This window comes from Bacillus sp. CZDM1, assembly GCF_055502545.1.
This window is the reverse complement of the sequence record NZ_JBUESO010000010.1, coordinates 142,856-165,345: the sequence shown is the minus strand read 5'-3', so window position 1 is coordinate 165,345 and position 22,490 is coordinate 142,856. Positions and strand designations below refer to the sequence as shown.

21 protein-coding genes are annotated in these 22,490 nt (G+C 39.4%); 15 read left to right on the top strand and 6 right to left on the bottom strand.

The genetic code is table 11. The features are described from left to right. Positions 1-13 precede the first annotated feature (13 nt). Entirely contained in the window at positions 14-1,123 is a 1,110-nt protein-coding gene (locus tag ACY3XC_RS21710; protein WP_464870398.1) for a mandelate racemase/muconate lactonizing enzyme family protein, read from the bottom strand. Positions 1,124-1,196: 73 nt separating this feature from the next. On the opposite strand from ACY3XC_RS21710, the gene ACY3XC_RS21705 reads away from it, so the two are divergent. After that, a complete protein-coding gene (locus ACY3XC_RS21705) occupies positions 1,197-2,444 on the top strand; it encodes a transcriptional regulator (RefSeq protein WP_464870397.1) in 1,248 nt (415 codons plus the stop codon). A 45-nt stretch (positions 2,445-2,489) separates the two neighbouring features. Here ACY3XC_RS21705 and nhaC read toward each other — a convergent pair whose 3' ends face one another. From nhaC to ACY3XC_RS21690, 3 genes are all read right to left on the bottom strand, one after another. Then, the gene (nhaC, locus tag ACY3XC_RS21700) at positions 2,490-3,908 is read right to left on the bottom strand and encodes a Na+/H+ antiporter NhaC (protein WP_464870396.1); all 1,419 of its coding nucleotides are present in this window, start codon (positions 3,906-3,908) and stop codon (positions 2,490-2,492) included. Positions 3,909-4,089: 181 nt separating this feature from the next. Beyond that, the gene (locus tag ACY3XC_RS21695; protein ID WP_464870395.1) at positions 4,090-5,187 is read right to left on the bottom strand and encodes an amidohydrolase; all 1,098 of its coding nucleotides are present in this window, start codon (positions 5,185-5,187) and stop codon (positions 4,090-4,092) included. A 118-nt stretch (positions 5,188-5,305) separates the two neighbouring features. Continuing rightward, positions 5,306-6,733 carry an alanine/glycine:cation symporter family protein gene (locus tag ACY3XC_RS21690; protein ID WP_464870394.1) on the bottom strand — a complete coding sequence of 476 codons (1,428 nt, stop codon included), beginning with the start codon at positions 6,731-6,733 and terminating at the stop codon, positions 5,306-5,308. Positions 6,734-7,140: 407 nt separating this feature from the next. Here ACY3XC_RS21690 and ACY3XC_RS21685 point away from each other — a divergent pair, with 407 nt between their 5' ends. The 5 genes from ACY3XC_RS21685 to ACY3XC_RS21665 all read left to right on the top strand — a co-directional run bounded on the left by ACY3XC_RS21685 (position 7,141) and on the right by ACY3XC_RS21665 (position 11,915). Continuing rightward, positions 7,141-7,677, top strand: a complete 537-nt coding sequence (locus tag ACY3XC_RS21685) for a ribonuclease H-like YkuK family protein (protein WP_464870393.1) — start codon at positions 7,141-7,143, stop codon at positions 7,675-7,677. 186 nt (positions 7,678-7,863) lie between these two features. Continuing rightward, on the top strand, positions 7,864-9,195 hold the full coding sequence (locus ACY3XC_RS21680) for a UDP-glucose dehydrogenase family protein (protein WP_464870410.1): 1,332 nt from the start codon (positions 7,864-7,866) through the stop codon (positions 9,193-9,195). A gap of 14 nt (positions 9,196-9,209) precedes the next feature. Continuing rightward, on the top strand, positions 9,210-9,737 hold the full coding sequence (locus ACY3XC_RS21675; RefSeq protein ID WP_464870392.1) for a phosphatase PAP2 family protein: 528 nt from the start codon (positions 9,210-9,212) through the stop codon (positions 9,735-9,737). Between the two features lie 33 nt (positions 9,738-9,770). Continuing rightward, a complete protein-coding gene (locus ACY3XC_RS21670; RefSeq protein WP_464870391.1) occupies positions 9,771-10,913 on the top strand; it encodes a glycosyltransferase family 4 protein in 1,143 nt (380 codons plus the stop codon). A gap of 18 nt (positions 10,914-10,931) precedes the next feature. Further along, the gene (locus tag ACY3XC_RS21665; RefSeq protein ID WP_464870390.1) at positions 10,932-11,915 is read left to right on the top strand and encodes a metal-dependent hydrolase; all 984 of its coding nucleotides are present in this window, start codon (positions 10,932-10,934) and stop codon (positions 11,913-11,915) included. A gap of 43 nt (positions 11,916-11,958) precedes the next feature. On the opposite strand, the gene ACY3XC_RS21660 is transcribed toward ACY3XC_RS21665, so the two are convergent. Further along, entirely contained in the window at positions 11,959-13,056 is a 1,098-nt protein-coding gene (locus tag ACY3XC_RS21660; protein ID WP_464870388.1) for a cytochrome-c peroxidase, read from the bottom strand. Positions 13,057-13,282: 226 nt separating this feature from the next. Between ACY3XC_RS21660 and ACY3XC_RS21655 the strand changes: the two genes are divergently transcribed. The 6 genes from ACY3XC_RS21655 (at position 13,283) to ACY3XC_RS21630 (ending at position 18,241) form a co-directional block, all read left to right on the top strand. Then, on the top strand, positions 13,283-14,563 hold the full coding sequence (locus tag ACY3XC_RS21655; RefSeq protein ID WP_464870387.1) for a right-handed parallel beta-helix repeat-containing protein: 1,281 nt from the start codon (positions 13,283-13,285) through the stop codon (positions 14,561-14,563). Beyond that, positions 14,560-15,096 (top strand): nitrous oxide reductase accessory protein NosL, encoded by a 537-nt coding sequence (locus ACY3XC_RS21650; protein WP_464870386.1) that lies wholly within the window; start codon positions 14,560-14,562, stop codon positions 15,094-15,096. Before ACY3XC_RS21655 ends, ACY3XC_RS21650 begins: the two co-directional genes overlap by 4 nt. Positions 15,097-15,179: 83 nt before the next feature. After that, positions 15,180-15,992, top strand: coding sequence for an ABC transporter permease (locus ACY3XC_RS21645; RefSeq protein ID WP_464870385.1), 813 nt, complete (start codon positions 15,180-15,182; stop codon positions 15,990-15,992). Beyond that, positions 15,989-16,696 carry an ABC transporter ATP-binding protein gene (locus tag ACY3XC_RS21640; RefSeq protein WP_464870384.1) on the top strand — a complete coding sequence of 236 codons (708 nt, stop codon included), beginning with the start codon at positions 15,989-15,991 and terminating at the stop codon, positions 16,694-16,696. The genes ACY3XC_RS21645 and ACY3XC_RS21640 overlap by 4 nt, the downstream gene beginning before the upstream one ends. A gap of 107 nt (positions 16,697-16,803) precedes the next feature. Beyond that, entirely contained in the window at positions 16,804-17,595 is a 792-nt protein-coding gene (locus ACY3XC_RS21635; RefSeq protein ID WP_464870383.1) for a sensor histidine kinase, read from the top strand. A gap of 1 nt (position 17,596) precedes the next feature. After that, positions 17,597-18,241 carry a response regulator gene (locus ACY3XC_RS21630; protein WP_179159436.1) on the top strand — a complete coding sequence of 215 codons (645 nt, stop codon included), beginning with the start codon at positions 17,597-17,599 and terminating at the stop codon, positions 18,239-18,241. Positions 18,242-18,355: 114 nt separating this feature from the next. On the opposite strand, the gene ACY3XC_RS21625 is transcribed toward ACY3XC_RS21630, so the two are convergent. After that, entirely contained in the window at positions 18,356-19,693 is a 1,338-nt protein-coding gene (locus tag ACY3XC_RS21625) for an alkaline phosphatase (RefSeq protein WP_464870382.1), read from the bottom strand. Positions 19,694-19,894: 201 nt separating this feature from the next. Here ACY3XC_RS21625 and ACY3XC_RS21620 point away from each other — a divergent pair, with 201 nt between their 5' ends. From ACY3XC_RS21620 to ACY3XC_RS21610, 3 genes are all read left to right on the top strand, one after another. Continuing rightward, positions 19,895-21,400: a sodium-dependent transporter gene (locus ACY3XC_RS21620; RefSeq protein WP_464870381.1), complete on the top strand. Its 1,506-nt coding sequence runs from the start codon at positions 19,895-19,897 to the stop codon at positions 21,398-21,400. A gap of 1 nt (position 21,401) precedes the next feature. Beyond that, a complete protein-coding gene (locus tag ACY3XC_RS21615) occupies positions 21,402-21,521 on the top strand; it encodes a methionine/alanine import family NSS transporter small subunit (protein WP_464870380.1) in 120 nt (39 codons plus the stop codon). Between the two features lie 441 nt (positions 21,522-21,962). Continuing rightward, positions 21,963-22,451: a hypothetical protein gene (locus ACY3XC_RS21610; protein ID WP_464870378.1), complete on the top strand. Its 489-nt coding sequence runs from the start codon at positions 21,963-21,965 to the stop codon at positions 22,449-22,451. Positions 22,452-22,490: the final 39 nt, after the last annotated feature.

The following is a 22,490-nucleotide window of genomic DNA, read 5'->3' as shown; positions in this document are numbered from 1 at the left end:
AACAGTCCCTCCTTCATTGAACAAAGTCTTGTAAAACGGTTAGCTCTTTCAGGGTTTCCTCGTTCACTTCTACCCCTAACCCCGGCTTCTCCGTTAACCGAATAAACGGTACATCATATTCCAAATTGCCAACATCTCTAGAAAATTTCAATGGTCCGGTCAGTTCGACGCTTGTTATGATTTTTTTTGAAAAAGCAACATGGAACCCGGCGGCCGAACCGACTGAGGATTCGACCATCGATCCAATCTGGCATTCCATTCCCGCTAGCTCCGCCTGGTGTGCAAGCTTAACAGCCGGATAAATACCCCCGCATTTCATCAGTTTAATGTTCACTTTATCTGCGGCACGCTTTTGTATAATCTCCCGCATATCCCGTGTTCCCTTTAAACCCTCGTCAATCATCAGCGGAATCGTCGTTTTCGCCTTCACTTCGACCATTCCATCGATGTCATCTGCTGCAACCGGCTGTTCCAGCCAATCAAGCCCAAGGCTTTTCAGCTGCTCCACTGCAGTAATGGTGTTGGCGCTATTTACCCATCCTTGATTCACATCAACACGGATGGCAATGTCTTCCCCTACTTGCGAACGAACCGCTTTAATACGTTCAACATCCTTGCTGACTTTTGTTCCAACCTTCATTTTAAAAGATTGATAGCCTTTTTCCATCATTAAAGCAGCTTCAGCAGCCATTTCTTCAGGTTCGGCGATACTAAGGACATGGGTAATCGGAAATTCTTCGTGATAACGCCCGCCAATAAGCTGATAAACTGGCTGTTGCAGCTTTTTCCCCATTATATCAAAACAAGCAATATCAATAGCTGCCTTTGCCGTTGGTGCTCCATATATTGCCTTGTTCATCACTTCGTGAATTCGCTCAATCTCCATCGGGTTTTGACCTATCAGGACTGGGCCTAAGGTATTTTTAATCATTTCAAAAGTGCTTTCCCAGGTCTCGCCTGTCACATGTTCATCCGGTACTCCTTCACCATACCCAACAATTCCTTCATCCGTTGTGACCTTTACAATGATGGACGGCATATGGTTATAGGTGTGGTAGCTAACGATAAATGGTTCTTTTAGAGGTAAGTGGATGGCAAAAAGTTGAATTGACGTAATTTTCATAATAGTCATTCCTCTCCAAACAATAATATGATATAGTTGTCGTTATACAGACGTTAATTAGGATGTGTTAAACATGGCTACGAAAATTGCTGTCTTCGGCTCGAGTGAATTTTTGCGCAAAATTGTAAGCGCCTCCGGTCAAATGACTGATATTACAATTGATCCCTATATATATCAACATCCACAGGAAGTTGCCGAGCTTACTAGAAAATTAAAGCCTTGTGATGTTGTTTTTTTCTCAGGGGCTCTTCCTTACTATTTTTCAAAAAAGCACTTCGACAACCTGCCATATCCAACCCTTATTCTAACTCAAGATGAAATAACAATTGCTGCTTCTTTATTAGCTATTACACAAAATAGGAATGTACCACTTGAGAGAATATCTATTGATTTGTATGATGCTTCTATTATTAATAATGTTCTTTCTGAAAGTGAAATTAGGATTGAATCGCTGCAAATTATGGATTTTAAACAACAATTGCTTGAAGACTGTTTCAATTTAGAGAGTATTGTACAATTTCACTCCAATCTTTGGGAGCAAGGCATAACGAAAATTGCATTAACAAGTGTACATGCGGTTTATGATCGACTCCACTCTCTTGGTGTTCCTGCCATCCGAATGGCTGATCCGCAGGTTTCCTTGATTCGCGGTTTGCAATCAGCAAAAGCTCAAGGGGAGCTTATTAAGAGTAAAGCTGCTCAAGTCGCTGTTGGTTACCTTTCACTCCAAAACCATCAGCAGGACCAAATTAATACCCTTGCTCACCTGCTTAACGCATATGTTCAACCATTAAACGGAACCCTATTTGCCTTATATAGTACTCGGGGGGAAATAGATAGAAATCGCGTCATTGATTTTTTAGAAAAATGGAAAGGTCCTCTTCTAGTCGGTTTTGGTTACGGATTAACGTTGAAAGAAGCAGATCAACATGCTAAAATTGCCCTGCGTTTTGCAGAAAAAGAATTGTCCTCAAAATGTGGTTATATTCTAACCGAAGACAAGGAATTAGTTGGACCCTTCCCATATGAGCATAAACAACATAGTTTAAAAAATGACCATCCCGAGCTTTTAAACATTGCAAAGGAAACAAAGCTAAGTCCTGGCAATCTTTCTAAAATTATTGAGTTCAGTAAATCAAGGCAGTCCTTACAATTTACAACTGCTGACCTGGCCGACTATCTTCAGGTGACCCGCCGTTCCACCGAAAGAATTGTAAAAAAGCTCGCTGATAACGGTTATGTAAAGGTTGTCGGCGAAGAAATGGTGTACCACCAAGGGCGCCCAAGGGCAATTTATGAACTTAACATGCCAGCCTATTAATAATAATAAGGAAAGTTCCCTTTAAGGTGAACTTTCCTTATTTTTTTAAGCAGAGACTGTTTCGTCTTCTTTTTTAATCTGAAGCATTTCTTCATCTGTCAATTTTGTAATCGTAATTCCAGTCAGAGCATAAATCACAGAAATAATTGGTACGATCAAGTTAAAAATTGCATATGGACCATAATCTAACGCATGAACACCCAAGGTACCAAAGATAAACACACCACAGGTATTCCAAGGGATAAACACAGAGGTAAGTGTCCCGCCATCTTCAAGTGCCCGCGATAAATTTTTTGAATGAAGGCCTTTATCACGATAAGCCTTTGCATACATCCGTGAAGGAATAACAATCGAAATATATTGTTCAGAGCATGTTGCATTTGTTGCGAAACAGGAAACGACTGTTGAGGCAACGACACCTCTAGCTGACTTCGCTAACTTTAAAATCTGATTAACAATAGCTTGTAACATTCCAGAATTCTCTAGAATTCCCCCAAAAGTCATTGCAACGATTGTCATAGAGACCGTGTACATCATCGAATCAAGACCGCCACGGTTAAAGAGGTTGTCCACCATTTCATTTCCGGTATCAATGACAAAGCCGCTTTGCAGAGCTGCAACTGCGGACGAAACGTCCCCGCCCTGAATAACTACCTGTGAGAGAAATCCAAGTGTAATACCTATAATCAGTGCTGGAATGGCCGGGACCTTCTTCGCGACTAAAATAATAACCAATAATGGAACGATTAATAAAAATGGTGAAATCACAAAGCTGTCTTGGAGAACTCCTAACGTTTTATCAATACTAGCAGAATCCATTCCTTCATTCCCAAACTTCCTGCCCATAAATCCATATATCACCAAAGTGATGACGATACCAGGAATGGTAGTATAAAGCATATGACGTATATGCACAAATAAATCTGTTCCCGTTAAACCGGATGCAAGATTAGTAGTATCAGATAATGGGGACATTTTATCGCCAAAATAAGATCCAGAAATAATAGCACCCGCAATCATTGGTGCTGGAATTCCCATACTTAAGCCAATTCCCATACCTGCTACACCGATTGTTCCCATTGTTGACCATGAGCTGCCAATTGCCAAAGATACAATCATACAGATGACTGTAATGGAAACAAGAAATAGTGAAGGGGTAATGATCTTTAATCCATAATAAATCATGGTTGCTACAATTCCGCCGCCAATCCAGGCACCGATTGTTAAGCCAACGAGAATGATAATAACGATTGCAGGCAGCGCCAAGCGAATCCCCTTATACATCATTTCCTCAATTTCTGACCATTTATAACCGCACCGCCAAGCAACGATAGCCGCAATTGATGTTCCGATTATTAATGGAATATGTGGTCCTTGTTCAAGGACGATAATCGTAATCCCCATTACCACGATCATGACTAAAAGTGGCAGCACAGCCATTTTAAAACTCATCTCTTTTTTCATACACATTCCCCCGCCCAAATTAGATAGTAAATATTGTTAGCGCTTACTTGTTAGAAAATTGGTAATTGTCGTTAAATAGTCGGTAATTACATTTTATACATAGGTTAATTTTACGTCAACCAAAATTTGCAGAATTTAGACAAAAAAATTACGATGCATGATATGCATCGCAATCCTATTTTTATGCTCTGAGCAGTGTTTCAGCAAGTATCCGTGCCCCAAGATTTAGGGCCGAGGTATTAAAGTTCATTTTAGGATGATGTAATCCTGGTTGGAGGTCAGCGCCCACACCAATCATCGTTGCTTTCAATTTTGGATTCTTTATAGTATAAAAATGAAAATCATCACTTCCGGAAGTGATTACTGGCGGTGAAAGCGCCTCATGGCCCGCAACACTCAGAATAGCTTCTTCGGCGATCGCTGCGGCTTCAGGAGAAACCTCAGCACCAGGCGTAAAATCGCTCCATTTCCATTCGATTTCGACCCCATAAAGGTCTTTTAAGCTGTTCATTCCGTGGTCAATTTGGTCCTTCAGTTTTTCTAAAACTTCATTTTTTTGCGCCCGGACATCAATGGCAAATTCCGCTGAACCTGGGATAATGTTTAGGCTTTCTCCGCCAGCGATAACTTTTGTAAGTTTTGCAGAATAGGCTTCGAACGGTGATAGATAAATAGATTTGACGAACTGATGCAGTCCAACAATCACGTCAAGAGCGCTTTTACCTTGGTGCGGCCTGGCACCGTGAGCATCTACCCCATTAACTCTTCCTTCTAGAAATATTGCCGCACCGTGATGAATAGAAGCCGAAACTTGTCCCAGCGGGAGCTCTTCTATCGGACGAAGGTGAATCCCGAATAATTGGCTCACATCATCGATGGCTCCCCTTTCAATCATCGAAAGTGAACCATTACCTTTTTCCTCAGCTGGCTGGAAAATAAAACGTACCTTTTTTGTTAGCGGTTTATCTTTCAAATAAAGAAGTGCGCCAAGCACCATTGAAATATTAGCATCATGACCACAGGAGTGGTTTCCCTGCCAAACTCCGTCAACCTCTTGCCATAGAGCATCTATATCTGCTCTCACCGCGATCACATCATCCCCTTCGCCTATTTCAGCGATAAGCCCAGTGACATCATCAAAACGACGGTATGTAACACCCAAATTATCCAAAATATCTGCTAGTGCCTGTGTTGTTTTAACCTCTTCCCAGCTAACCTCGGGGTGAGAATGAAAATGTTCAAACCAAGTCAAAATCTGCCTTTCGAAATTTTCTGCCAATTCTACGCACTCCTATTCACAAAAAAACTAATAAAGTCATATTACATCAAAATCACTTGTTCTTACAAGGTTTTTAAAAAGGTGACAGGCACCGCGGTGGTGCCTGTCACCCAAATGATTAACCTATTTTTTTCTTGGATTTGATATTCAGCGGCGCATCTTCCCAAGCATCTACGTCTTTTAGTCCTTCAATATTAGAGGCATAGAAGACTGGATCTATTCCACTTGCTTTTTGCTTTTTATAATCAGCAAGTGCCGCAAAGGCAATTTTTCCAAGGAGAGTAATAGCAATTAAATTAATGATTGCCATCAGTGCCATAAATAAATCAGCCAGGCTCCATACAAACTTTAAATCAGCTAATGAACCAAATGCTACCATGAAAACTACAAGCAGACGGAATCCATTTAGCAGCAGTTTGTTATTCTTAATAAACTCAATGTTCGATTGTGCATAATAGTAATTCCCAACAATCGAACTAAAGGCAAATAAAAATACGATGATGGCAAGGAAAATACCTGCCCAAGAGCCTAATGATCCCTCGAGAGCATTTTGAGTTAAGATGATTCCATCTGCCTCATTAGACGTATATAGACCGGATAATAGAATGATGAATGCCGTAGAGCTGCAGATAACAAGCGTGTCTACAAATACACCAAGGGACTGAATTAGACCTTGTTTAACGGGATGGCTGACATCAGCTGTCGCAGCTGCATTCGGTGCACTCCCCATCCCCGCTTCGTTTGAGAACAAACCGCGCTTAATTCCGTTCATCATCGCAGCGCCAATCGCTCCGCCTGCCACTTCTTCAAGCCCGAAAGCACTCTTAAATATCAATGCAAAAACAGCAGGAATTTCTGAAAAATTCGTAACCATAATATATAAGGCAATTAAAATATAAGCTCCTGCCATGATTGGAACCATCCACTCAGCAACCTTAGCAACCCTTTTTAGCCCGCCAAAAATAATCACGGCTGTAATAAGTGTTAAGACTACAGCAATAACGGATTTATTCATTCCAAAAGAATTGTTTAAAGAACTAGTAATGGTGTTTGCTTGAACAGAATTAAATGCTAGTCCAAAAGTAATTGAGATTAAGACTGCAAACGTAATCCCCATCCAACGTGCTTTTAACGCCTTTTCCATATAGTAAGCAGGTCCGCCCCGGAAGGTGTCACCATCTTTTACTTTATAAATTTGTGCCAGTGTACTTTCTACAAAAGCCGATGCTGAACCAATAAGGGCAATGAGCCACATCCAGAAAACCGCACCCGGACCACCGGTGGTAATCGCAATCGCTACCCCCGCAAGGTTCCCAGTACCGACACGTGAAGCTGTACTAATACAAAAGGCTTGGAATGACGATATACCCTTTTGCCCCTTCGTCTTGCCTTCACCCATTAACCGAAACATTTCCCCAATCATCCGGAACTGAACAAATTTAGTCCGGAAAGTAAAATAAAGCCCTAATCCTACCAACATAACAATAAGCACATAAGACCAAAGCAGCGTATTAGCTCCATTCATAAAACTCTCTATTAACTTCATCCTAAAATCCCTCCTCATAACGTATTTCTCTCTATACTTAAAGCTCTAATTTAACAAAAACTCAAAATCCAGGCAATGTATTATCTTTCCATTAGGGTGACACTACTCACCCACTACTCGGTGACACTGCTCGGTGACAGGCACCACAGAAAGACATTGTCCACCTCAGGCGGACAGTTGTTTAATAGTTTGCTGGATTATTAATTACAGTTTTCTCTCATTTACAAAAATTTAACGTCCTTCCTTATTGGTTTCAAAAACCTGTTGGATATAGTGATTTTGTGTTTGGAAAACTTTGTTTGCTGCCTGTCCATTTCCTGTTGCACAAGAATAATTCTTATTCCATAAAATAATATTAAGAATTGTAAGTGTAATTACTTCCAGAAAGGAAAGATGTGGTGTTTTAAATGAAAAATTATCAGGTTTTTGATTATTCGTTTCAGAATCTTCGTGAGAAAAGTATGTCGTTTGAAGAGGTATTCGAAAACATTGTAAAGTTCATGAACATAGCGCCAAGCGGGAATTATCGGTTAATGGTCGGAACGGATTCACAGGTCCATAAAAGACATACCATTTTTATTACGGGAATTGTTATTCAAAATCAGGGTAAAGGTGCTTGGGCTTGTATTAGAAAGATTATAATCCCAAGAAAGATGACGCAGCTGCATGAAAGAATTTCTTTTGAGCTCTCATTAACTGAGGACATTGTCGCATTGTTTACCGAGGAAAGAAAAACTCGATTAATCAATATCGTCCTTCCCTTTGTCTACCAGGGAGCAACCTTTACCATGGAAGGCCATATGGATATTGGTGCCGGAAAACGCAATAAAACAAGGGAATTTGTGAAAGAAATGGTAGCACGGATGGAATCTATGGGGGTTGAACCGAAAATTAAACCCAATGCCTTCGTAGCCTCAAGTTACGCCAATCGGTACACAAAATAGGGACCTGAGCCATGTTGCGTTCACTAAAAAACGCACCAGGGCTCAGGTCTTTACTTTATTCACGCAAACAAGCGCTAGGTCCCTTCATACTATACAAAGTCTTTACACTCTCTTAACACTAGGTTAAGAAAGAATTCAAATTTTTCAGATAAAATAGAACAAACCACTACTATTTGGAGGGATATGATGAAGATTACAGTTGCAGGAGCAGGAAATGTCGGGTTAGTTACAGCAGTTTGTTTTGCTGAATCTGGACATCAAGTAACCTGTTTAGACACTCAAAAAGAGAAAATAGAAATGCTCGAAAAAGGACACATCCCTTTCTATGAGCCTGGACTGGAACCTTTATTAGAAAAGAACCTCTCGAACGGTCAACTCTGTTTTACTACGAACCCGAACCAAGCATACTCAGAGGCCGATATCATCTTTATTGCAGTTGGTACTCCTGAAAAAAGAGATGGTGCAGTTGATTTATCTTATATTTATGGGGCTGTTTATACCATTGCTAACTCAATAAAGAAAGACGTAATTGTATGTACTAAAAGCACCGTCCCCGTTGGAACAAACGATATGATCAAGCAAATTTTTAAACAGCGCAAGCCTCGTCACCTCATGGTTGATGTTGTATCCAATCCTGAATTTCTTCGCGAGGGTTCAGCGGTAATGGATTTCTTTTTAGGGGATCGAATCGTAATCGGCACTGATAATCCAGAAGCAGCATCTATTATGGAACAGCTCTACCTTCCATCAAAGATTCCGATACTCTTCACAGATATTCGGAGTGCAGAGATGATTAAATATGCATCCAATGCCTTTCTTGCAACGAAGATTAGCTTTATCAATGAAATTGCCAATCTTTGCGAAAAAGTGGGGGCAAATATTGAGGAAGTTTCTTACGGAATGGGAATGGATAAACGAATTGGGAATTCCAATCTTCAGGCCGGAATTGGTTATGGTGGTTCATGTTTTCCAAAGGACACGAAAGCGCTCGTTCAGCTGGCAGGCAATGTCCATCATCCCTTTGAATTGCTACAGTCCGTCATTAAGGTCAATCAGTATCAGCACTCCCTTCTAGTATCGAAGGCAAAAGAAATAGTCGGATCGTTAAAAGGGAAAAAGGCAGCCTTGCTTGGTCTTGCTTTTAAACCAGAAACTGACGATATCCGTGAAGCTGTTTCCTTAACAATTATTAAGGAATTACTCGATGAAGGCACAATGATTACTGCTTATGACCCGATGGCAATTCCCAAAGCACATAAGCTTGTAGGAGATTCAATTGAATACACAACGAATATTCGGCAAGCGCTTAAAGATGCCGACTTTGCTGTCATTGCCACAGAATGGGACCAAATAAAGCATCTTCCATTGGATGCGTACGCTGCCTATATGAAGGAACCGATTATTTTCGATGGCCGAAATTGCTATTCCCTTAAGGATATAGAGCGGTACCCGATTACCTACGTATCGATTGGCAGATCAACTATTGTAAATGTAAATTCTACCCCACTACATAATTAAAGGGAGACACAGTCATGATGAGAAAAATCCAAACCTTATATCAATTTGAATGCAAAGTTTTTGAACAGATTAATAGCCATTTTGATAAAAGGATGATGAATCTCTTTTTCCGTACGATCACTCAAATTGGCGGTGCTCTCTTTATCAGTGTAACAACATTGTTACTCGTCATCTTTTCATCAAATCAAACTAGACTTACAGCCATTTCAAGTGCTGCCGCCTTAGCTCTAAGTCATATACCTGTTCAACTGGTTAAAAAGCTTTTCCCGCGAAAAAGGCCCTATCTACAAATCGAAACAACAAAAATCTTACCTAACCCTTTGAAAGATCATTCTTTTCCATCAGGTCATACAACAGCTGTTTTCTCGGTTATTGTTCCCTTTATGATTCATATACCCTCATTAGCTGCTATTCTCTTTCCTTTAGGGCTGTCTGTAGGGCTTTCGAGAATCTATTTAGGGCTTCATTATCCTTCGGACGTTATTGCAGGGGGGATTCTAGGAGCGTGCTTCGGAGGTCTCTGTTTTTATTTCATATATTAGAAATGATTCGATTTAACAACAGGAGGGGCTAATATGAAAATTGCTATTTTCACAGATACCTTTTATCCGGAAGTAAACGGGGTTGCAAATACACTCAAAAAATTTACTGACTATCTTGAAACTCAGGATATTTCTTATAAGGTTTTTGCTCCTATTTCTGTTTCAAATGAATATATTTCAGACCATATTCACCGATTAAAAAGCCTGCCCTTTTTCCTTTATCCTGAATGTAGATTAGCTTTTCCTAACATCCTGCAGCTTAAGGCAGAGATTGAGCAATTTTCTCCAGATCTGATTCATGTCGCAACTCCTTTCACTGTTGGTCTTTCCGGTGTATATTTTGCTAAGAAATTAAACATACCCCTTGTCGGCTCCTATCATACCGACTTCAATGACTATTTACATTTTTATGACCTGCAATTCCTAGCTAAACCTCTTTGGAAATATATGAAATGGTTTCATCGTTCTTTTGAAAAACTCTTTGTACCTTCAATGGATAGTTTCGAAAAACTAAATAACCGAGGTTTCAGGAATCTAGAAATCTGGCCAAGAGGTGTAGATTGCCAATTCTACCATCCATTTTATGAGAAAGAGAATATTCGCAATCGATATGCCATTTCTGAAAAATTCATCCTTACTTATGTTGGCAGACTGGCGCCAGAAAAGGATTTAAAAACGCTCATGAAAGTCGCTGGTTCTTTACCTCCTGAAATAAATGACCAAGTACATTGGCTCATTGCAGGTGATGGCCCGCTTCTCGACGAGCTCAAAATGACCGAAGTTCCAAATATGACCTTTACCGGCTATTTGAAAGGTGTTGAATTAGCCGAGGCCTATTCAGCAACAGACTTATTTGTTTTCCCCTCTCCCACTGAAACCTTTGGAAATGTTGTTCTTGAAGCTCTTGCAAGCGGGACACCTGTAATTGGGGCGAATGCGGGAGGAGTGAAAAATATTATTTCGACAGGCGTTACCGGATACTTGTGCGAACCGGGGAAGGCAGAGGATTTTATCATTAATATCCTTCACTTGTTAGATAATGAATCTTTACGAGGTCAAATGGCGAGCAATGCTAGGGAGTATGCACTTACACAAAAGTGGGATCAGATTTTTGAAGATGTTATACACCAATATTCTAGTGTTATCAATGAACCCGCAAAAAAAATATATGCTTGAAGCTAAGGGGGAAGGGTAATGGATACATTTTCTCACATTATTATTGGCTTCGGCCTTGGCGCTCTTGCTCAAATTGACCCTGTGGTTTCAAACAATAGTGCCTTATCGACCGCCGTCCTTATCGGAACTGTTGTCGGATCTAACGCACCTGATTTTGACTTTATGTATCGATTGAAGGGGAAAAGCAGTTATTTAAAAAATCACCGGGGGTGGTCACACTCACTGCCAGCCATCCCTATATGGAGCATGCTTACTACTTCAGCCATTTTGCCATTCCTCCAAGTCAGCTCTATTTCACACTTATTCTTATGGGTCCTGCTTGCCGTTATTTTACATGTTCTTTTAGATTTGTTTAATGTAAATGGTACACAGGCATTACGCCCATTTTCTACAAAATGGCTATCCTTAGATTTCCTCCCTTTAGTTGATCCATATATCATTATGCTCCATGTCCTTGGATTTAGTTTGCTTCCTTTTTTTGATACAGGGAGAGTCTTTTCTTTCGTTTATTTAGGAATTGTCCTTTACCTTTTCATTCGGATGATATCTACTCACTATACGAAATGGAAGCTTAAACAGCATTTTCAAAATGCACTTCAGATAAAAATGATTCCTAAAACAGCTGCTTTCCACTGGAATATTATGATTGAAACCAGTCAAGACTTTTTATTTGGGTCATTCTCGAAGGGAGACTTATGGATAGAGCACACCTTTTCAAAGAAAATAGACTACCCTGGTTTGGTTTTAAACAGCAGCAAAGATCAGCAGGTTGACAGCTTCCTTAGAAGCACCCATTTTGCCTACCCTTTTGTTCAAAAAAGAAAAAACGGCTATTTTATTTACTGGAAAGACCTTCGTTTTCGGTCCAAGAAATTTTTTCCGAAGCTTGCCATCACGTTCATATCTTTAGATGATAAAAACCAAGTTTCCTATACTGGCAAACTAACCTCTATTAAACACTACAAAAAGGTCATTAAAAAATTGGAGACATCCATAAAATAAATGCCTGAGCCCCTAGCTTATAGGGGCTCAGGCATTTATTACTTTACGGAAGCTCTGGTTTTGTATATATCGGCGGCTCTCCACCTAAGGTTTTTAGAAAAGCCAATAAATCTGCTTTCTCTTGGTCTGTTAAGCCAATAGGACTCATAAATTTTTGGATAAAAAAGCTCTTATCGGGGTGGTCATCGCCGCCACGGTCATAGTAATCAATTACTTCTTCAAGTGTAGTAAGACTGCCATCCCGCATGTATGGAGCAGTATGAGTTATTCCATATAATCCAGGCGTACGAATTCGGCCTAAATCCCCTTCCTGCTCTGTAACCGCTTTTCGGCCTTCGTCTTCAGTATTGAGTCCGATATTGTAAAAATTGTTATCAGATAGGTTGGGTCCATTGTGGCAGGTCACACAAAAGGCTTTTCCTGTGAACAATCGGAGTCCACTGATCTCTTGTTTCGTTAATGCCTCTGTTTCCCCTTCCAGGAACCTGTCGTAAGGAGTATCGTTTACAACAATTTGCCTTTGGAAAGCAGCAAGGGCTTTTGCAATATTTTGTTCTGTTACTCCTTCATTAAATGCCGCTTGGAAACGTTCTCGATAGCCTTTTATGGCTGATAATTCTTTAATAAGTTCATCAATCGGCTGGTTCATTTCATCAGGATTTTGAATCGGTCCCAGTGCTTGCTCCTCTAGAGAAGCCGCTCGGCCATCCCAAAAGTTGGACGTGTAATAACCGGAATTAATGACAGTTGGGCTGTTCCTTGCACCATTACCGCCTGTATATTTATCAAAAGTCGGTTTTGCGTCGCCATAACCCAAATTTGGGTCATGACAAGCAGCACAGCTAACCTGATTATTCCCTGAAAGTCTCGGATCAAAAAATAACGCTCGACCAAGTTCAAGCACTTCCGGCTTCATCGGATTATCCTCAGGAATCGGTATATCTCCAATAGGTACAAGTGTCGTATGATTACGAAGACTGTCTAGAAGCTCCTCTGGAGTTATCTCACTGTTTTGTACTGCCTCCTGGTTCTCTGATGGAAGATTTGTCGGAGCCTTTACCTTCTCCTTCTCTCCACATGCCGACAATCCAATACATATTAATAAAGTAAAAACCGCGCCCTTCACTATCCTTCTTTTCATATTAGAGTGCTCCTCTAGTTTATTTATCTTATCACCATTATAAAATTGGTTTTAATAAAAAAGAGCACCCGAATGTGAAGAAATTAGCAAACAATTTCTGATATTTTTTTGTTCAAAAAAAGTTCACATTCATAGGAATTATAGCCCCAAAGGGTCATATGAAATAATGGTGATTTTAACTAATTTAGTAGTATAAAGGTCTTTCTCAGGAAGGAATTTTTTTATTATGAAGGTTATTATGTCGTTTTTTATTATTTTTGGTTTGATGTCTTTACTAAATAGCAGGGAGGTTTTTGCTGATCAGACACTTCAATCAAGAATTGATTCAACCATGGAAGGCGGTACTCTTTATTTGAAAAAGGGAGTTTACCACGAACCGATCGTTCTAGATAAGCCCATTGTACTAGTTGGCGAAAAGGGAGCCACTTTCCAATCCTGTTCCACCAAGCCAATGATTACTGTAACTGGTCAAGACGTTAGCCTTATAGGGATTGCAATAGTGAGCTGTCCTAAAGACGAAAGCCCCGCGGCTATCTTAGTCAGCGGTCAAAATCATTTACTTGAGGATTTAACAATCGTAACTCCAATACGAGGAATCCAGTTCGATAATACTGAAAAATCGATGGTGCGAAATATAACGATCTCGGGGCAAGGCAGTGAAAATGGGGTTGACTTGTGGCAATCAAATTCTAATAGATTTGAACGTATTCAAATGAAACATGTCGAAGACGGATTCTATATGGAAAATAGCCACCATAACACCTTTATAGAAAATACCGTTCAGAATTCAAGATACGGATTTCACATTATGTTTTCAAATTATATATCTATTAGAGATAACATTTCTAAGCAAAATTTTACAGGTGCCATGATTATGGGCACCAAAGGTTCCCTCATTGAGGCAAATAAATTAACGGATAATAACCAGAATGTGAATGCACAGGGACTTCTACTCTATGATATTCATGAATCTGCCATTCGCAAAAATACCATATCAACGAATCGAGTTGGAATGTATATGGAGGATTCAAACAACAATGAAATCGTCAGCAACAATTTTACTGCCAACTTTATCGGAGCCCAAATAACCAAAATTGAAAATAATCGAATCACAAACAATTCCTTTTCTAGCAATGTAAATGAGATACAAGCAAAAGAAGAGACCCATAATATCATCGAAAATAACTACTGGGATGCAGCTTTGAAGCTTGATACAGATGGGGATAGAATAAGTAACCTTCCATACCGGGCCGATCCATATTTTCTTAATCTATCAAAGGACGTTCCGGCTTATCAATTATTTTTTCAACACCCTGGAATGTTATTGCTGCAAAAAATGTTAAAGAGTCCGGAAAGTGTCCTTGTAGCGGATGATAGCCCTTTAATGAAGAACAATATCCATTTTGATATCAAACAGGAAACTAGCCGTTCTATCTCATGGATGATCAGTATGTTCATGATTATTAGTAGTCTACTATTTATCTATTTAGGGAGGAAAAAAATATGAACCGCTATATCTTAAAAATAATTCTAATTACAATCCTTGCATTATTGATGATCACCGGCTGTGGAAACGAAAAAATAAAACCTGAGGCTATTCATGAAGAAACGGCTAAATGTGAAATTTGCAATATGCAGGTAAAAGATAACCAATTTGCTACTGAAATTATCCTTAAAAACGGGAAAGCAATCGTCTTTGATGATATTGGTTGTATGAATCAATGGATGAAGGAAAACGAGAATGAAAAAGTTGATGCCAAGTTTGTTAGAGATTATTCCACAAGTGAGTGGATTGAAATGGAAAATGCCACTTATGTGTATGGTAAAGCCATCAAAACCCCAATGGCCTACAATGTAATCTCTTTTACAACCAAAGATGATGCGCAAAATTTCATTGATGAAAATGAAGGCAGCCTATTAACCTATACCGACTTAGAGAAGCATTCATGGGAAAAAAATAAAGAAATGATGGAAGAAATGAAAAAAATGAAAATGGATGGCCATAGTGAAAAGGAAGATACGAAAGCTAGTGCTCACTAAGAGTCTACCCAAAGGCATCAAGAAGATGAAGTCAAAAAGGCAGTCAATCAAGATTGTCTTTTTACTTGAAAGGAAGTCAACCTATGAGAAATTTATGGTTCTCTGAATGGAAAACAATGACACGGCAACGCTCTTATTATTCTTTTTTACTCCTTTGGTGTTCAGTATTTTCACTCCTCTTTTTGCTAGAAGGGACAAATGATAGTATTTCTGGCTTTACCAATATTACAGGGACCATTGTAAATATTATTTTATATTTACTCCCCCTATTTATGATGATTATCAGCTCTTTTTCCATTACAAATGAATTTGAAAACGGACAATGGGCTTTATTATGTACCTATCCTATTAGTATTCCTACTTATTTATTCGGAAAATTTATTGGCTTGTTTACTGCACAAACAGTTGTGTTCACACTTAGTTATGGAATCAGTATGGCAATTGGTTTGGCGGCAGGAATCGAGCTATCAATAAAGTGGCTGCTTGGCATCTATCTATTTTCACTGCTTCTCATCTTTACTTTTCTCCTTCTAGGCATCTTTCTCGGTACCTTAGCTCGAACAAGATGGAAAGCATTAACGTTAACGGTAGCCATCTGGTTTTTTCTGATAATGATTTGGCCCACAGCACTTATTGCGGTGTTAGGTTTGGTCCCTTACACGATGATTGATGCGTTAATGAAGATTGCAATGGTCTTAAATCCTTCTGAGTTTCTACGTGTTTTTCTAATCATTAAGTGGGACAGCGGGGCGATATTTGGTCAATCCTATGATTCTATTGTTCAACTCATTCAATCTAATGCCAGCTGGTTCATTCTTTTGGTTTATCTACTTTGTTACCTTATCTTATTATTAACACTATCATTCTTCATTTTGAGAAGGAGACTGGTGCAATGACTAATCGCCTAGAAATTAAAAGTGCTTCAAAGGTTTTTAAAAAGAAAATAGCCCTTCACCCCTTCTCATTGAAAGTAGCAGCCGGGGAATGCATTGCCCTTTGTGGAGGAAATGGCGCTGGGAAAAGCACATTACTCCATATCCTTGCCGGCATTTCTTCTCCAGGTGAGGGCACAGTCATCATCGAAGATGTAGATTTGCTTAAAAATAGAAAAAGGTATGTATCCCTAATTGGGTATATGCCAGATGAATTTTATGCTCAAGAGACCCTGACCGTACAGGAGTTTTTATGTTTTTATGGGTCTTTCAGAAATATTCCGCAAACCCGTATAATGGAAGTGATTCGAATTCTTGGGCTGGAAGAAAAAAAACACGAAATGGTCAAGCACTTATCCAAAGGGATGCGGCAGAGGCTGCTGTTTGGACAGGCGTGGGCAGCGACACCCGCTGTTTTGATTCTCGATGAACCAACTAATGGTCTAGACCCTTATTGGATTGATGTTTTTATTACGCTTCTAAAAGATATTAAAAATAGCGGCTCAACCATTATTTTTTCAACTCATATGATGGATGTTGCCTCAGAGGTGGCGGACCGTGTTTTATTTATGGAAGACGGAAAATTGGTCACAATGCTAAAAAATGACCATCTTAACACTAATAAATTCATGGTTGATTTGTTACACTTGTATCGTAAACAGCAATAAGAACGAACTACTGTCAAAAATCCAAGAGCAATCTTGGATTTTTTGTAAGACTCTTTATGAAAACAGCCTATTGTAAAGACTGAACAAGTGAAAAGGGAGCAATAATCATGTCCTATCGTACATTAAAGTTTTTTAGCATTTTTATTCCAACTGTATTAATTGGTGGATTTGAGTTTTTTCGGCATAGTGTACTGCTTCATAATCTTTCAATGACGGCAGGTAACTTTGTGATTACCATCCTAACCCTTATCATTTCTTATATCTTTTCCACGTGGATGTTTCGCACGATTGACCTGAAAAACCAACGGATTACAAAGGAACGAGAAATGCACGCTATTTATGAAGAAAGAGAAAGACTGGCAAAGGAATTACATGATAGTATTGCCCAAACCCTTTTTTTACTTAAGGTACATTTAAAAAAAGGAAAAATAGACGAAGCTGGAGCGCTTGTTAATTCGATTGACACGCATTTACGTCAAGCAATTTTCAATTTACGTATCAGTCCAAGCGAACATGTTTCTTTTTCAAAACGGATTCAGAATTGGCTTGAAGATTGGAGTATTGTGTCAGGGATTGATATACTCACTGATATTTCTATTAAGGATTCTCTCTTCACTCCTGCTGACGAAGTGCAATTATTTGGAATTATCCAAGAGGCATTTACAAACATTCGAAAGCATTCAGAGGCATCTAGGGTGAATTTCACTTTGCAAACAAGTGATTCACAATGGGAAATGATAATAGAAGATAATGGGAAGGGATTCAATATTACCGAACTACAGTCAAATAAATATGGAATTTCCATGGTAAAGGAACGGTCAGAGCGATTAGAGGCTTCTTTAGAAATCACTTCAGAAGAGAAACTTGGAACAAAAATAATTTTGAAAGGAGAAAGGTAAGGTGACAAATCCATTTCGTATCTTAATTGCGGATGACCATCCCCACGCACGTCTGGCCATTAGTGAAATGCTTGAGGATGACCCCTATTTCAAAATTGTCGGTCAGGCAAAAAATGGAAGAGAAGTAATCGAACTAAGTCAGAGATTGATTCCTGATATTATTTTAATGGATATTGAAATGCCGATTTTAAATGGGTTAGAGGCTACAAAAATTATTAAAGAGACCTCCCCTTTCATAAAAGTCATTATGTTAAGTGTCTCTGATAATGTTGCTGATTTATTTACCGCTATTCAATATGGCGCACAAGGGTATCTGCTCAAAAATATGGATCCAGATGAATGGCTCCAATATCTTCACTCGGTTGTCGACGGTTCCATCGAAACAACTCGGGGAATGGCAGGAAAACTGCTCTATCAGTTTAGAGAAAAAGACCTGCAGCATTCTCAAACTTTAAAAGCATTAACACCTAGAGAAAAGGAAATCCTGCTTTTAATTTCGGAAGGCTTGACCAACAAACAAATCGGGCAACACCTTTTTATTGCAGAAAACACAGTAAAAAACCATATAAAAAAACTACTAGAAAAACTAGAACTAGAAAACCGTGTACAACTCGCAGCCTATTCAATCAAACACACAAAAGCATAACGAATTATCCCCTTTTGTCCCCCTAGGCGGGAAGTGTCCACCTAGGGTGGACACTGTCCATGGACGGTGCCTGTCACCGAGTAAAATCGCTCGGTGACAGGCACCAAAAATACTTCATTTAAGAATGTCAAAGATGATTTTGGCGTGGTCGGTGTTGTCGATTTGCCCTTTGAAGCGTTCACTTCCTGGTCCGTAGGCATAGACGTTTACGTCTTCGCCTGTGTGTCCTTTTGTTGTCCAGCCTGTGTTGGAACGGATGTTAATGATTTCTTCGATGACATTATCGATGTTTTTTACTTTTTGCGTTCTTGCTGCTATTTCGACTAATTTTATTTCGTTTTTTGTTAAAGGAAAGTCGATATATTTCGTTAACGTATCTTTCACATTTGCACCCTTAGCTATTTTCATAGCTATATAATCCGGTGTCCGCTGCACTGCTTTTACCACTGAACTAAACCAATTATATTGTCCTTTTGCACCTATCGTGAATCCCCCTGTTGAATGGTCAGCTGTTGCAATCACTAATGTATGTCCATCCTTTTTCGCAAAGTCAATGGCAGCCCTAAACGCCTTCTCGAAGTCTTCCATCTCACTCATTACTCCCACGATATCATTGTCATGTGCAGCCCAATCAATCTGACTTCCTTCCACCATCAGAAAAAAGCCGTTATCGATTTTATTTAGCCGTTCGAGTGCCGAGGCAGTCATATTTGCTAGGGAAGGAACGTCGTTAGGTCGATCTATCATTTTTGGAAGCCCGCCTTTGGCAAACAACCCTAACACCTGAGTACTATGGTCCTCTTTCATCTCATTAAGGTTAGATACATAGCTGTAGCCGTCTTTAACAAACTCATCAACTAAGTTTCTATCGCTGCGGATAAACCAATCAGCCCCCCCGCCCAATAAAACATCTATTTTATGATCACCGTTTACTCGATCTTGAAAATAATCATCAGCAATCGCACTCATGTTTTTCCGCTGAGTAACATGTGCCCCAAAAGCTGCAGGCGTGCCGTGGGTAATTTGGGCAGTGGCAACGAGCCCTGTTCCTTTCCCTTTTTCCTTAGCTGCTTCAAGAACTGATTTTAATTTCGAGTGATCATTTCCAATTCCAATTGCCCCGTTATAGGTCTTTATACCAGTCGCCATCGCTGTTGCCGAAGCAGCAGAATCCGTCACATTATGGCTTGGGTCATTTGGAAAGGTCGTCTGTTGACCAACAAGGTATTGGCCAAACTCTGTTGATTCTAGTTCTATGGTGGACGGATCATCCTTTAAGTAGCGATACCCTGAAGTGAAGGAAACCCCCATACCATCACCAATTAGAAAAATAATATTTTTAATATTCCCATTCCCTTCATTCACAGTGGCTTCACAGTTTCCTCTAGTACTTGTCAACATAATAGATAAACTGATTGCCAATGTAAAAATCCCCTTAGCCAACAGTTTCATAAGTCAATTCCCTCCAAATAAATGAAATGTATTTATTATGGTTAGATGCTATTAAAATTATCCTTTAAATATCTTTTCGACAATTTTTTTAAAAATTTGATTGACATTTCGAAACATAATAGGTATATTAATATAACAAAATAGTTATCTGAATTTTTACAAAACACAGAATAGATAGATTTAATCTTGGAGGTTTATAAAATGGAAAAACGTCAGCAATGGGGTTCAAGATACGGTTTTATTATGGCAGCAGTAGGGTCCGCAGTCGGCTTAGGAAACATCTGGAGATTCCCAGCAGTTGCCTATGAAAATGGCGGGGGTGCCTTTTTCTTACCCTACCTATTTGCCATCTTAACAGCAGGTATTCCTATATTAATTATGGAGTTCACAATCGGACATAAATATAGAGGCTCTGCACCACTCTCCCTCTTTCGTATTAATAAAAAAGCTGAATGGCTTGGCTGGTGGCAGCTATTAATCTCTTTTGTAATCTGTACGTATTATGCTGTCATCGTAGCTTGGGCGATAAAATATACGATTTATTCCTTTGGTACACAATGGGGCTCAGACCCTAGCGGATTCTTATTCGGAGATGTTTTAAAAATCGCTGAAAAACCTGGACAAATCGGAGGTTTAGTTCCAGGGGTAGTGATACCATTACTTTTCATATGGGCAGTTACTATTTTTGTCCTATATCGTGGTGTTTCAAAAGGAATTGAAAAGCTAAATAAGATTTTCCTTCCTACCTTAGTAGTTATGTTTTTGATCATTGTAATTCGTGCTTTAACACTCGAAGGCGCCATACAAGGTTTAGACGCCTTTTTCAAACCAAACTGGAGTATGATTTGGGATGGTAAGGTATGGATTGCCGCTTACGGACAAATCTTCTTCTCCTTATCCATTGGATTTGCCATCATGTTAACCTATTCAAGTTACCTGCCGAAAAAATCAGATATTAATAATAATGCGTTCATTACCGCTTTTGCCAATTCAGGATTTGAATTACTAGCTGGTATTGGGGTATTCGCAGCTCTTGGCTTTATGGCTAATCAACAAGGAGTGGCTATTGACGAAGTAGTAAGCAGCGGAATTGGACTGGCGTTTGTTGTCTTCCCAAGTATCATTAACGAATTCCCAGGAATGAATGGATTCTTTGGTGTATTGTTCTTCTTATCTCTTGTATTTGCTGGAATGACATCTTTGATTTCAATTGTAGAAACGTTTGTGGCGGGTATTCAGGAGAAATTCAATGTTTCTCGTACAAAAGCAGTTTTAACAAGCGGCCTATCAGCAACAATAATTTCTTTACTATTTGCAACAAACGGCGGGTTATATTTCCTTGATGTTGTAGATTATTTTATCAATAACTTCGGGGTTGTTACTGCAGGACTGGTAGAGGTAGTATTAATTGCTTGGTTCTTCAAAGGGCTTGGCGGCTTGCAATCTCATTCAAATGCCATTTCTGACTTACGCGTAGGAGCATGGTGGAAGATTTGCTTAAGCGTCGTAACACCAATCGTTCTTGGGTATATGATGTTTGACAACACCCGTCAGAACCTTAAGGAAAATTATGAAGGCTATCCTACAGACTTAATCATGTATGCAGGATTACTAGTAGTAGTGATTAGTATTGTTGGAGGAATCCTCCTCTCACTTAAAGGGTGGAAAACCGATACAAAATTAGAACTTGAAAAGGAGGCTGCTTAACATGTCAGCAAGTGCACTCACAATGATGATTGTCGGTATGGTCATACTCTGGGGCGGATTAGCAGCCAGCATCTTCAACGTAGTAAGAGTATCAAGAAAAGCAGCTAAAAACTCTCTGTAAATTAAAAAGGATTGGGACCAAATCTGGTGCCCAATCCTTTTTTTTATTGAAGTGTCCGCCTGGGGTGGAAAGTGTCCACGGGCGGTGCCTGTCACCATTATTGTATCACCATCATTGACTCTAGTTATTTAATACGGCAGTTCTTGCATACTTTGATGGTTTGGTTTGTTTCTGTTTTATGTGGATATAACAGCTTTATTCTTGTCCTTCCACACAAAGGACATGTCCCTCGGCCTCTTGATGGCAGGTAGTTTATTGTCTTTCCTCTGTTTCTCTTTGCCATTTCATTCATCCCACTCCATAATTATTCTTGTTTCTTTATCTAATGATGGACTTGCATAAAGATTGTTAGGCATTCAATTGTTTTTAAAAATTATTCCGATTTTGTTCATACATAGTGGACTTCCATTTGTTCATATAATGGTCGATGGGGGTGGGGTTATGCTAAAAAAGCGAGTGTTGGCTGTGTTGGTATTTGGTTTCTTTCTTGTTTTGGCTGGTTGCGGCGGTCCTGTTCAGGATGACATTTTGAACTATTTAAATGAGGAGATGAAGACGGCACAGGAACTGGAGGATAAGGCTGTTTCTGCTTATGAGGGTGTTGCCGGGGTCAATTATAAGGATGATCAAACCATGTATGATGCCGTCGTAAACGTGGTCGTTCCCAACTATACTAAATTAATTACTGAACTTGAGGATGTATCAATTGAAACAGATGAACTTAAAGAGATTCATGACCTTTACCTTTCCGGAGCTAAGCTTCAATTAAGTGCCTTTGAGAAAATTATTGAAGCACTCGAGAAACAAGATTCAAATTTGATTGATGAAGCCAATCAACTTCTAGAAGAAGGACGCCTGCAAATCGAAGACTACAATGATCAGCTAGATGAACTGGCAATAGAGCATAACGTAGAAATTGAAAAGGAATAAATAATAGAGGCTGACACGTTGAGATCACACCAAGTGATC